Here is a 13,052-nt window from a genome sequence, read left to right on the forward strand (position 1 = left end):
AACTTATACCTTGTCAAAACTTTTTCTTAACTATGGTAAACAAAGAGCAAATTATCCAATGGCTACAAGCAGTAGCAACAGTGTTACAAGAAAAGAAAGATTATCTCACAGAATTAGATGCCATCATTGGTGATGCTGACCATGGCATTAATATGAATCGTGGCTTTCAGAAAGTTGTAACTCAACTACCCACTGTTACTGACAAAGATATCGGCAGTATTTTCAAAACTGTGAGTATGACTTTAATCTCTTCTATAGGTGGTGCTAGCGGACCTCTATATGGCACTTTATTTTTGCGAATAAGTGCTGTAGTAGCGGGGAAGTCGGAAATAACTACAGAAGATATGGCTAAAATATTAGTAGCAGCAGTTGAGGGAGTGGTGCAGCGAGGTAAAGCTAACTTGGGAGACAAAACCATGTTAGATGCTTTGTCACCTGCAGCAGATACTTTTACAGAAGCAGCGGGAAATGGTTGTAGTTTAGTGGAGAGCTTGAAACAAGCTGTAGATGCTGCTGAACAGGGGATGAAAAATACGATTCCGATGTTAGCCAAGAAAGGAAGAGCAAGTTATTTAGGCGATCGCAGCATCGGTCATCAAGACCCAGGAGCAACTTCAACCTATCTCATACTCAAGACCTTGTTAGATACTTTAGAAAGCGATCGCCAGATTAATTAGGGTTTGCTCAAAAAAGTCTTATGGGTGAGGGTAGGAATCAGGAGTCAGGAGTCAGGAGTCAGGAGTCAGGAGAAATGGGAATTATAGAGGAGGTAGGAGTAAGAATTGTCCCAAGATTTTTCTGCCATAATCGTCCCAAAATACTAGCTTTTTGAGTTTTTTCCACCGGAAAGCTAACAGTTTTTTTAGACCTAAAAATGCTACAACCTTTATCTATCAATCCTTTTAGATTTATTCAGCAAGCGCTAATTAACAACTATGAACAAATTTTGGAGTATTGCAGCTATTATTTTCAGCTCTATTAGCTGCCAAGTTTTTTCCCATAATTTAGTTATATCAAAACCTATTATTTTTTCCCAAAATTTAGCTCTAGCCAATCAGAAATCCAGTAGGATATATGGCAACACACCTAAACAAAATATAGGAGACAATAGACAACTTTGTGTAAGTCCTGAAATTGCAGAAAATACTATTCATAAATACATAAAAATTGGAGCTATTGTAGAATTAGAAGGTTTAAATTTACCCCGCCCAAAAGTCACAGGTAAAGCAACTATCCCTTTTCAATTTTTAGCAGGAGGAACAGCTTTTACTGTAACAGCTACTCTGGGAAAAAAATCAGGTAATTTCTTATTAGATACGGGTGCTTCTACTTCCATTATTGCCACAGAAACTGTAAAAGAATTAGGTTTAACGGGAAAACCAGTACCGCAAGAACTTTTAACCTATGCAGTAGCGGGAGATGAATGTCCAGAAATGAAAGCTAATTTGCATAGTTTACCCCTGTTAAAAATTGATAATGTCAAAGTAGAAGGGTTAACAGCTTTAGAATTTACTACTACTATCATGCCAGAGGGATTATCCGGAGTTTTAGGCATGGATATTTTGAGTAATTTTGATGTAGAAATTCATCCTCAAACTCAAGAATTAAAATTATTGCCTCCTACTCCAATACCTAGTGCAAATATTGATGATGTTATTCCACTTAAAACTAAATTAGGTGTGATGTTAGCTGAGGTAGAAATTAATGGCAAAGGTCCGTTTATTTTTATGTTAGATACGGGGGCAGAAAGTATTTTTATTTCTCAAAAATTAGCCAGTCAGTTAAATATTTCTGTTGCTGAGAGACAGGAAATTCGAGTGCAAGGTTTTTGTGGCATAGAAATGGCAGAATATGCCTCTTTAACTAAAGTTAAAATGGGAAATTATCAACTCACAAATTTAGAAACGGTGATTTTATCCTCCCCTGTATTGAAATTATTAGAAGTGGATGGAATTTTAGGGCAAAACTTTTTGAATAATTATCAGCAATATTGGCGGTTTAGTAACAAAAATCCCCAAAAGTTTCCCATAAAGGGAAGTTTATTATTGATTCCTTTTGACAAACTTTGATTCACCGTCAGAAGGAAGAGGGAAGAGGAAAGAAGGAAAAAGGAAAAATATTGCGTTCTCTGATTTCAAACTTTTGAACTTTCTGTACCCTTTACTTACACTGCTATAAAACTCTACAAATTTATTATTGAGAGGATGTTTGAAAAGTTGTTTAATACTAAATTTTGCCCCCCTAGCCCCCCAATTTTGGGGGGAACAAGAATCGATTAGCTAGTAAAAGTCCCCCAAAATTGGGGGATTTAGGGGGCGCGTGATGACGTTCCATGGAACGTCCCTACAAGGTTTTGTTTGTGAAGATGTGGTTCATCAACTTGCAAAGCTCTGTAAACCGCTATGCTTTTGAGCAATTGTTTGAGCGATCGCGAAACCTAATACCAATTTGAAAAAAGAATGTTATATCATTTCCGGATAATCAGTCATAAAAAAACTGGCATTGGTGAATCAACATAAGAATTAAGATATTTGGGCGAACTGTAATCAAGATATGTAGGGACGTTGCATGCAACATCCCTACCTCCATACCTGTTCCTACAGCCACGAAAATCATAGCTAAATTCACCAACGCCAAAACTTTATCCCTTCTGCCTTCTGCCTTCTGCCTTCTGCCTTTCTTCTACATTACAACTGCATCTGGATCGTCAGTGAGACCTGTTCCTCGCACCTCAGTATCGCCTAACCATTCAGCACCATCAAAAACATTGTACCAAAGCCAACCACTATCTCCCCGGCCTTGGTGAAACACATAGATTTGGTCATTGTATACCACTGCTGATGGACTCGAAGTAATTCCTGTTTTCTTGACCTCAGTGTCACCTACCCATTCAGAACCATCAAAAACATTGTACCAAAGCCAACCACTATCTCCCCGACCTTGGTGAAACACATAGATTTGGTCATTGTATACTACTGCTGATGGACCTGCAGTAATTCCTGTTCTCTTGACCTCAGTGTCACCAGCCCATTCAGAACCATCAAAAACATTGTACCAAAGCCAGCCACTATCTCCCCGGCCTTGGTGAAACACATAGATTTGGTCATTGTATACCACTGCTGATGGATCGGCAGTAATTCCTGTTTTCTTGACCTCAGTGTCACCAGCCCATTCAGAACCATCAAAAACATTGTACCAAAGCCAGCCACTATCTCCCCGGCCTTGGTGAAACACATAGATTTGGTCATTGTATACTACTGCTGATGGACCCTCGCTGATGCCTGTATTAGGTACTTTTTGATCGCCAACCCATTCAGAACCATCAAAAACATTGTACCAAAGCCAGCCACTATCTTCCCGGCCTTGGTGAAACACATAGATTTGGTCATTGTATACTACTGCTGATGGACCCGCAGTAATACCTGTATTGGGTACTTTTTGGTCGCCAACCCATTCAGAACCATCAAAGGTATTAGACCAAAGCCACCCATTGTCTCCTCTGCCTTCGTGGAACACATAAATATTACTCATGAGATTATTGTCACTAATTCAATAATTATCCAAACATTATCATAGCTGGTGATAACTACTTAAAATTTATTGTCAAAAAACTTAGGGGCGTTGGTGAATTTAACTATGATTTTTGTGGCTGTAGGAATAGGTATGGAGGGAACAGATAGGGACGTTGCATGCAACGTCCCTACAGATTATTTCGTTTACCGAAAAATTGTGGTATAAAGCCTCCCCTTTTAAGGGGATAATATCAAATCCGTTTAATTCGGCACGTAAAAAATGTTCCATCTTCAACGATTACCAAATATTTCTCCCCTCCAGGGAGGGGTTAGGGTGGGTCCCCATCCCCCATCCCCCATATTCCCCTCCAGGGAGGGGTTAGGGTGGGTCCCCCATCCCCCACATTCCCCTCCAGGGAGGGGTTAGGGTGGGTCCCCCATCTAATTACACCGATGCTACCGGATTTGATATAAAAAGCGGTCATAGCGGAGCTTCCCGTAGGGTGGGATGGCGATCTTCGGAGTGGCTCTGATAAGAGCGGGTCTCCTCGCCATATCCAATCGACCAAGAGAAGAAAAAATTTCATGATTAGTCAATCAATTCCGTTTTAAAGGAGAGTTCATTAATTGATAATTGATAATGGATAATTGATAATTACTTCGGGTTTTAACCGTTACGGAATTGAATATAAGGAGATATTATTTCTTTTTTTCCCCTTAAAAGGGGAGGCTTCAAGGCGCGAATTATTTAATTATTAATTATTAATAATTCGGTAATTCTAAATTCGCGCCTTCTAAATTCTAAATTCTTGAAGGGTTGTTCGGGAGCAAGTAATGAAAGGGGTATTCATAATTCTGATGTTGATTAACCAACGCCATTGGCCTTAAACCTGGAATTATGCTTTACTAACTAAACTCGATTTAATATTTTTGAATGACCCAGAGTCTTTAACATTGAAACCATCAGCTGACTACTCCCCGCAGCTTTTGCCGAGGGGATTCTAAGTTGATACTACGCAACACTGATAAATCCTTGTTGCTTCGTTTCTCATGATTCTGACCAAAGATTATATATTCTTTGGGGACGATGTCATTGTGCCCCTACACAGTCAGCTTAAGTCTAAACCTAGCTTTCTGCTTACTTTTGTCTAAACATTTGTATATCCAGATAATATCACAGGACAACTAAAGTTGTCTAGTCTAAACGACTAGCTTGTTTTCATCCCCTGGTTAAAACACGCTTGCTCTCAACGTCGCTTTTCGGTAAAATCGCATCAGCTAAATTCGCATGACTTAAATTAACCTGGCTCAAGTTTGTATCCAGTAAATTTGCCCAACTTAAATCAGCACCATTAAAATTAGCTTTAGTCAAATTAGCACCGGATAAATTAGAACTGTTGAGGTCTACTTTACTGAAATTAGCCTTAGTCAGATTAGCACTACTCAAGTCTGCAACAATTAAATATGAACCAGTTAAATCAGCTTTACTCAAATCTGCACCCAATAAATTAGCACCAATCAAACTGATATATCTCATCTTCGCATGAATCAGACAAGCATAACTGAGACTAGCACTAAAGAGAAAAGCATTATCTAGATTAGCTTGAGAAAGATTAGCGCAAAACAAAAAAGCACGATTTGCATCAATTTTTGAGAGATTAGCACAACTTAAGTTAGCATGACTCAAATTAGCTTCACATAGTTTAGCACTTGTTAAGTTTGCTTCACTTAAATTTGCCCCTACTAAATTTGTACCACTCAAATTAGCATTACTAAGATTGACTTCACTGAGGTTAGCATTCGTCAAGTCAGCATCGCTCAAATCAGAATTACTAAAATCAGCACCACTCAGATTAATACCACTAAGGTCAACTTCCGGCAGCTCTATAGCAATAAAGTTTCTATTACCATTAGTATAATCTTCTAATATTTGCTTGGCATCTTTTATCGACATCTACAGCTAAATAATTTAGGTTTGTTCTAAATACTATTATCCCAAAATATTAATCAATTATAATGAAGCTTAATTTTTTATTAAGTAAACAAAAGCGATCGCTATATACTCAAGAGGAAAAATGATCGATAGTCAATTAAAAATAGTTTCTCTAATTCCTAGTGCCACAGAAATAGTTGCAACATTGGGATTAACGGATGCTATAGTGGGTAGAAGTCACGAATGTGACTATCCTCCAGAAGTTAGAAACTTGCCTGTTTGTACTCAGCCTAAATTTAATCCTGAAGGAAGTAGTCGTGAAATTCATAATCGAGCTACGGAGTTATTACAATCTGCTTTGAGTGTCTACCGTGTAGAAACAGAAACTCTAGAGAAATTAGAACCTACTCATATTATTACTCAAGCTCAATGTGATGTTTGTGCCGTTAGTTTAGCAGAAGTAGAAGCTGCAGTGGGAAGTTTAATTAAAAGTCATCCTCAAATTATTTCATTACAGCCTAATTTATTGGCAGAAGTTTGGGCAGATATGGAACAAGTAGCAATGAGTTTAGGAGTGGATGGAAATGAAGTAATTTCTCAGTTAAAATATAGGGTTAAAGCTTGTGCGGAAAAAACTCAAAATTTACCAGTTAGCGATATTCCGAAAGTAGCTTGTATTGAGTGGAGCGATCCGCTAATGGCAGCAGGAAATTGGATACCAGAATTAGTTCAGTTGGCTGGGGGAAATTCATTATTTGGAGTAGTGGGAAAACATTCTCCATGGTTAAAATGGGAAGAGTTATTAATTGCTAATCCAGATATTATAATTTTTATGCCTTGTGGTTTTGATTTAGAACGTACTCGCCAAGATACTATGGAGTTAATTAATCGTCCAGAATGGCAAGATTTATCTGTAGTTAAATCGGGCAAAGTTTACATTACGGACGGTAATTCTTATTTTAATCGTCCAGGGCCGAGATTAGTCGATTCTTTAGAAATTTTAGCGGAAATTTTACATCCCGAATTGTTTAATTTTGGTTATCAAGGAATAGGTTGGGTGAAGTTATCTTAAGCATAAGAGGAAAGGAAGAAGTATTCAACAATTATTAATTATTAATTATTAATTATTAATTGTTAATTACCTCTTCTTGAAAAAAAGAGGATTGACTTACGGGAAAGATTTTTCTTGTTTCTCTTTTAAAGGAGATGCTTTAAACCTTAATTATTCGGTAAAGTAAATTTTTCAACAAGCAATAGGGAGGAAAAATACAACTATAGTTTATGCTTCCTGAGAAACCCTATATCTCTGTATTTAGCCTAATTAGTTTGATGGCTTAATTCTAAAAGATTCAGATGGTGCACCATGTACAAACAACAAGTACAAAAAAGAAATCAACCTCAAACAATTTCAGACATTCAATTAATCAATATCTGGTTACAACAAATTCCTCCTATAAATCAATCATCTCATTTATATATAGCTCAAATGTTCCTGAAATTTGTCAAAAAGCCACTAAAAAAAGTAACTCAAGCAGATGTTTTAGCCTTTGCAAATATTCAGGGTATTCGCTCTAATAATCGAGAATATTCTCAAAATAAAAAATTAGAAACTATTAATTCTCTGCTAAAATTTGGTCGGCAAACTGGCATACTTCCTAATACTCAAAAAAAGATCTTGTCTCCTAATATTGAAAACTTCAACAAATCAGCTCCCTCTACATACAAAACAGAAAATCATCCTACTACTCGAAAAATACAGGAAAAGCCCTTAAATTGGTCCAAACTATTGAACATCCAGCTAGCTTCTAGCCTATTAATTATTTTTGTGTTACTTATGGCCATATTAAAACTATTTCAAGAAGTGAGTGGAGGCGCCAATGCTGCCGATGAAAAATGGCCAGAAACAATAGCTACTATGCCTGAGATTGAGCCAACTCAGAATTGGGCCTATCCAATCAATGTACCCAGAATACGAGCTTTTCTGGATACAATTGCTGTAACAGAAGGCACCACAGGTCCTCAAGGTTATTATCGCCAATACACAAACGACCATTTCTCTAGCTTTGAGGACCACCCTAGAGAGATGAAATGTGGCATCGATCGGAATAACGAAAAACTTTGTTCTGATGCAGCAGGTAGATATCAATTTCTGAGTACATCTTGGGACCTCTATGCTCCGATGGTAGGTGCTAAACATTTTGGCCCCACTTATCAAGACCGTGTAGCAATAGAATTGATTCGAGAAAAAGATGCTCTGGAAGACATTGAACAAGGGAGAATTGAAGAAGCTTTTAGAAAGTTATATATGGTTTGGCCCTCATTTGGAGAAACACCTACAGAAGTTGAGCGACTCATGCCTAAACTTGTAGGAACTTACAATAATAACTTGGCTCGATATCAACCCCCTGAGATATCTTCAGAACAAGAATCTCAAATGTAGTTTGAAAGAGGTGGGGAGATGGGGAGATGGGGGGATGGGGAGATGGGGGGATGGGGAGATGGGGAGATGGGGAGATGGGGGGATGGATTTGATATCAAATATCACTTCCAACTTCTAACTTCTAACTTTTGACTTTTGACTTTTAACTTTTGACTTTAGTATGGTAATATGTCCTGTCTGTGGCACAGAATACATTGACACATCCCCAGAATTTTGCTCTGTCTGTAATTGGAATTTAACATCAGACACCACTTTCCCTTCCATAGCAGAAATATACCAGCAAAAAGAAGAAGCAAAATTGAACTGGGCTAGACAAATGTGGCAAATTGTACAAAAGCATAAAAATCAAAATGGTGATAATAACACCATAAATTTACCTTTTGCACAAGTAGATAAAATAAATCACGACCAAAACAATGGAGACCTCAAAAGACAACTAGATCGACTGCAAGCTCAGTTAGACCGGGGAGCAATGGAACGCTTTCAGCTTCATTCTCAGCTAGAGTGGGTACTTTATCGCCTCGAACAGCTTAACCCAGAAATATTGACAGATACCCTATATCGTATTGAAGAAAATCTAAATGCCATGGCAACTCCAGAAGCACCAATGTCAGAAGTAGGGATAGACTATAACCCACTGATAAATCTTTTGGCTGCCGGAAAATGGCGAAAAGCAGACGAACTTACCTGGGAGTTGCTACTGCAAGTCACCCTCCGGGAAGATGAAGGTTGGCTACAGTTAGTAGATATTGAAAATTTTCCCTGCACAGACCTTCTTACTATTGATTGGCTTTGGGAATATTACAGTAATGGGTTATTTGGCTTAAATGTACAACAACGTATATGGGAAAGTGTAGGTGGACAATATGGAGATTTTTGCGATCGCGTTGGATGGCGAGATGGAGAAAGTTGGAAATATTATGATGAACTTAGCTTTAACCTACAAGCTGTAGAAGGTCACTTACCTGTAATTATATGGCGACGACGTGCTTGTTATGGAGTTGGTAAAATGATGGCTCCTGAAACATTTTTTGCCTTAATATCGCGACTAGCTATTTGTAGTAGGTAGGGTTTGCGCTCAAAAGTCTTTTTGCTGGAGTAGGCAGTAGGCAGTAGGCAGTAGGGGCGAATGGCATTCGCCCTTACAGGGTTTTGGTTATGACGATGTGGTTTAGAGAACGGCAAAAACGCTGTAAGCATAAATATTTATCAAAATAATTGGGTCGCGAACCTCGCCTTGACTGGCGAAATATTTTTGGAGCGAAGCTCAAATCTCCGTTACAAAAATAACTTCTGTTTATTTCTTATATCATGTCCGGTTGAACAGTGATAAATAAATAACTACGGAGTCCTCAGGAGTCAACCCACCCTAACCCCTCCCCTCCCAACCCACCCCTAACCCCGACCGTGGAGGGGAGGGGAACTCAGGAGTCAGGAGTCAACCCACCCTCGCCCCTCCTCCTGGGAGGGGAAGGAAGAGGAAGAACTGGAGTTGAAGGAGAAAGTTTTTTTATAACTAATTATCCGGACATGATATTACTTCTTAACTTTTGACTTTTGAATTTTGAATTTTGACTTATGTTTTTTATGCTACATTTTGTGGTGCGGAATGTGGGTTGTACGGGCGAATGCCATTCGCCCCTACTGACTTCATTATCCTTTGACAGCTCCTGCAGTAATACCTTGAACAATTCGACGTTGAGCTATTAATACCAAAATTAATAAAGGAAATGTGCCTATTACTGTTGCAGCAGCAATTGGTCCGTAGGGAATTTCAAATACAGAAGTACCTCCTATCTGAGCAACTGCAACGGGAATAGTATACATTTCGGAACGAGTAATAAAAGTCAGGGCAAAAATAAACTCATTCCAGGCAAAAATAAAGGTTAAAATTCCTGTGGTTACTAATGCTGGAATTGTTAGAGGTAAGATGATATTCCACAACATAGAAATTGTGTTGTAACCATCTATTTTGGCGGAGTCTTCTAAATCTTTTGGTAACTGTTGGAAAAAACTTCTTAAGACGAGAATTGTCAGAGGTAAATTTATTCCTGTGTAAGGAATAATTAGGGCTATGTAGTTGTTACCTAAACCAAGAGATTTAATAATTTCTAACAGACCCAAAAATAATAATACATAGGGAAATAGACTGACTATTAAAATGCAGGCAAGAATGATATTTTCTCCAGGGAGTTTTAACCGTGCCAAAGTATAAGCAGCAGGCGCTCCTATTCCTAAACAAATAACTGTGGAAATAATAGACACAAAAGCACTATTAAAAACATAGCGGAGAAAACTCAAACCCAAACTAAGATAGTGGTCAAAAGTTAATTGGGTGGGAGCTGGGAAATAGATATTAGGAACTGCTGATATTGCTTCATTTGTTTTGAAAGAAGTGAGTAATTGCCATAAAACAGGAGCTAGGAAAAATATTACAGTTAAAACTACACTTACCCACAGAATTATTCTGCTAACTTTTACTGACGATCGATTTTTTGATGATGATTTTTCAGCTATAGACATTTTTTATTCCTTATTTTACCGAATTATTAATTATTAATAATTAGTAATTAAATAATTATGGTTTAAAGCCTCCCCTTTTAAGGGGAAAAAAGCGGTTGTTTGCGGAGCATTCCGTAGGATGGGATGGCGTTTGCTAACGCACAACTACGTTAACGCGTAGCGTCCCGGAGGGAACGGTCCCCTCGCCATATCCAATCAACCAAGAGAAGAAATAATATTTCCTTATATTCAATCCTCTCGGTTTTAACCAGAGGTAATTATCAATTATCCATTATCAATTAATGAAAGATGAATTGACCTCACCAGCAAACTATAAAAGCCCCCTAAATCCCCCAATTTTGGGGGACTTTGATGAAAATAGTTCCCCTGAATTGACCTCACCAGCAAACTCTAAAAGCCCCCTAAATCCCCCAATTTTGGGGGACTTTGATGAAAATAGTTCCCCTGAATTGACCTCACCAGCAAACTCTAAAAGCCCCTAAATCCCCCAATTTTGGGGGACTTTGATGAAAATAGTTCCCCTGAATTGACCTCACCAGCAAACTCTAAAAGCCCCCTAAATCCCCCAATTTTGGGGGACTTTGAGTTCAGGAAAGCCCAAAGTTGGGCACGGCTATTTTAAAGTATTGTAGATTAAGTTCAAAAGCAAACAGATAAGTTTAAGAAAGAAAATTTCAGGAAGTGAAAAATAACCATAGAAATAGAATTCGCGGTACAACTCCAGAAATAGAACAAGCTGCACGGAATTTAAGAAAAAATTTGACTCCAGCAGAAGCTCTTTTGTGGGAAGCACTACGAAATAAGCAACTGGAAGGATTACGTTTTCGCTCTCAGCATCCCGTAGGAAATTTTATTTTGGATTTCTATTGTCCTTCTTGTAAGTTAGTTGTAGAACTTGATGGAGAAATTCACACTCACCAGACTGATTATGACGATGATAGAACTGCTAAATTAGCGGAATATGGCTATAAAGTGCTGAGATTCAGAAATGAACAGGTGATCGATGATTTGCCGAAAGTTTTAGCAGAAATTAGGCGTGTTGCTCTTTAGTCTCCCTAGTCTCTCAATTCTGAGGCTACATTGTATAGATAAGGTGATTTCTCTAAAAGACTATACCAATATAGCGCCCCCTAAATCCCCCAATTCTGGGGGACTTTGAGTTTAGGAAAGCCCAAAGTTGGGGAAGTAGGAGGTAATCTGGCGGACTTTCCCAGTCTTAGTTCCCCCCAAACTTGGGGGGTTAGGGGGGCAAAATCCAGCATTTTTGGGGAAGTAGGAGGTAATCTGGCAGACTTTCCGAGTCTTAGTTCCCCCTAAACTTGGGGGGTTAGGGGGCAAAATCCAGCATTTTTGGGGAAGTAGGAGGTAATCTGGCAGACTTTCCGAGTCTTAGTTCCCCCTAAAGTTGGGGGGTTAGGGGGGCAAAATCCAGCATTTTTGGGGGAGTAGGAGGTAATCTGGCAGACTTTCCGAGTCTTAGTTCCCCCTAAAGTTGGGGGTTAGGGGGCAAAATCCAGCATTTTTGGGGGAGTTGCAGGTAATCTGGCAGACTTTCCGAGTCTTAGTTCCCCCTAAAGTTGGGGGGTTAGGGGGGCAAAATCCAGCATTTTTGGGGAAGTAGGAGGTAATCTGGCAGACTTTCCGAGTCTTAGTTCCCCCCAAACTTGGGGGGTTAGGGGGGCAAAATCCAGCATTTGAGAAAACCTCAGAATTACACACTCGCTTTTAACTTTTAACTTTTAACTTCCCCATGGCGACACTAGCGATCGCCACTGCAAGAATTAATAATAGAAATGTTACTACTACCAAATGAGTTCAGGAAAGCCCCCTAAATCCCCCAATTCTGGGGGACTTTGAGTTGAGGAAAGCCCAAAGTTGGGGGAGTTGCAGGTAATCTGGCAGACTTTCCGAGTCTTAGTTCCCCCTAAAGTTGGGGGGTTAGGGGGGCAAAATCCAGCATTTTTGGGGGAGTTGCAGGTAATCTGGCAGACTTTCCGAGTCTTAGTTCCCCCTAAAGTTGGGGGTTAGGGGGCAAAATCCAGCATTTTTGGGGAGTTGCAGGTAATCTGGCAGACTTTCCGAGTCTTAGTTCCCCCTAAAGTTGGGGGTTAGGGGGCAAATTCCAGCATTTTTGGGGGAGTTGCAGGTAATCTGGCAGACTTTCCGAGTCTTAGTTCCCCTAAAGTTGGGGGTTAGGGGGCAAATTCCAGCATTTGAGAAAACCTCAGAATTACACACTCGCTTTTAACTTTTAACTTTTAACTTCCCCATGGCGACACTAGCGATCGCCACTGCAAGAATTAATAATAGAAATGTTACTACTACCAAATGAGTTCAGGAAAGCCCCCTAAATCCCCCAATTCTGGGGGACTTTGAGTTGAGGAAAGCCCAAAGTTGGGGAGTTGCAGGTAATCTGGCAGACTTTCCGAGTCTTAGTTCCCCCTAAAGTTGGGGGGTTAGGGGGGCAAATTCCAGCATTTTTGGGGGAGTTGCAGGTAATCTGGCAGACTTTCCGAGTCTTAGTTCCCCCTAAAGTTGGGGGGTTAGGGGGGCAAAATCCAGCATTTTTGGGGGAGTTGCAGGTAATCTGGCAGACTTTCCGAGTCTTAGTTCCCCCTAAAGTTGGGGGGTTAGGGGGGCAAAT

9 protein-coding genes are annotated in these 13,052 nt (G+C 39.4%); 6 read left to right on the plus strand and 3 right to left on the minus strand.

The annotated features are described in order from the left end of the window. The first annotated feature begins 32 nt into the window (after positions 1 to 32). Positions 33 to 677 (plus strand): dihydroxyacetone kinase subunit DhaL, encoded by a 645-nt coding sequence (gene dhaL, locus SAGCYANO_RS39360; RefSeq protein WP_202224992.1) that lies wholly within the window; start codon positions 33 to 35, stop codon positions 675 to 677. 258 nt (positions 678 to 935) lie between these two features. After that, positions 936 to 2,069 (plus strand): retropepsin-like aspartic protease, encoded by a 1,134-nt coding sequence (locus tag SAGCYANO_RS39365; protein WP_202224993.1) that lies wholly within the window; start codon positions 936 to 938, stop codon positions 2,067 to 2,069. 613 nt (positions 2,070 to 2,682) lie between these two features. Here the strand turns inward: SAGCYANO_RS39365 and SAGCYANO_RS39370 are convergent. Both SAGCYANO_RS39370 and SAGCYANO_RS39375 read right to left on the minus strand, forming a co-directional pair. After that, positions 2,683 to 3,531: a hypothetical protein gene (locus SAGCYANO_RS39370; protein ID WP_202224994.1), complete on the minus strand. Its 849-nt coding sequence runs from the start codon at positions 3,529 to 3,531 to the stop codon at positions 2,683 to 2,685. 1,200 nt (positions 3,532 to 4,731) lie between these two features. Further along, the gene (locus tag SAGCYANO_RS39375; protein WP_202224995.1) at positions 4,732 to 5,466 is read right to left on the minus strand and encodes a pentapeptide repeat-containing protein; all 735 of its coding nucleotides are present in this window, start codon (positions 5,464 to 5,466) and stop codon (positions 4,732 to 4,734) included. Between the two features lie 121 nt (positions 5,467 to 5,587). Between SAGCYANO_RS39375 and SAGCYANO_RS39380 the strand changes: the two genes are divergently transcribed. The 3 genes from SAGCYANO_RS39380 to SAGCYANO_RS39390 all read left to right on the plus strand — a co-directional run bounded on the left by SAGCYANO_RS39380 (position 5,588) and on the right by SAGCYANO_RS39390 (position 8,954). Then, positions 5,588 to 6,517 carry a cobalamin-binding protein gene (locus SAGCYANO_RS39380; RefSeq protein ID WP_202224996.1) on the plus strand — a complete coding sequence of 310 codons (930 nt, stop codon included), beginning with the start codon at positions 5,588 to 5,590 and terminating at the stop codon, positions 6,515 to 6,517. Positions 6,518 to 6,808: 291 nt separating this feature from the next. Then, positions 6,809 to 7,885: a glycoside hydrolase family 104 protein gene (locus SAGCYANO_RS39385; RefSeq protein WP_202224997.1), complete on the plus strand. Its 1,077-nt coding sequence runs from the start codon at positions 6,809 to 6,811 to the stop codon at positions 7,883 to 7,885. Positions 7,886 to 8,045: 160 nt separating this feature from the next. Then, a complete protein-coding gene (locus SAGCYANO_RS39390) occupies positions 8,046 to 8,954 on the plus strand; it encodes a GUN4 domain-containing protein (protein ID WP_202224998.1) in 909 nt (302 codons plus the stop codon). Between the two features lie 584 nt (positions 8,955 to 9,538). Here SAGCYANO_RS39390 and SAGCYANO_RS39395 read toward each other — a convergent pair. Further along, positions 9,539 to 10,408, minus strand: coding sequence for a carbohydrate ABC transporter permease (locus SAGCYANO_RS39395; RefSeq protein WP_202224999.1), 870 nt, complete (start codon positions 10,406 to 10,408; stop codon positions 9,539 to 9,541). 681 nt (positions 10,409 to 11,089) lie between these two features. Between SAGCYANO_RS39395 and SAGCYANO_RS39400 the strand changes: the two genes are divergently transcribed. Continuing rightward, a complete protein-coding gene (locus SAGCYANO_RS39400; protein ID WP_237397132.1) occupies positions 11,090 to 11,458 on the plus strand; it encodes an endonuclease domain-containing protein in 369 nt (122 codons plus the stop codon). Positions 11,459 to 13,052 lie beyond the last annotated feature (1,594 nt).

This window comes from Okeania sp. KiyG1 (assembly GCF_014132355.1).
Lineage (GTDB): Bacteria > Cyanobacteriota > Cyanobacteriia > Cyanobacteriales > Microcoleaceae > Okeania.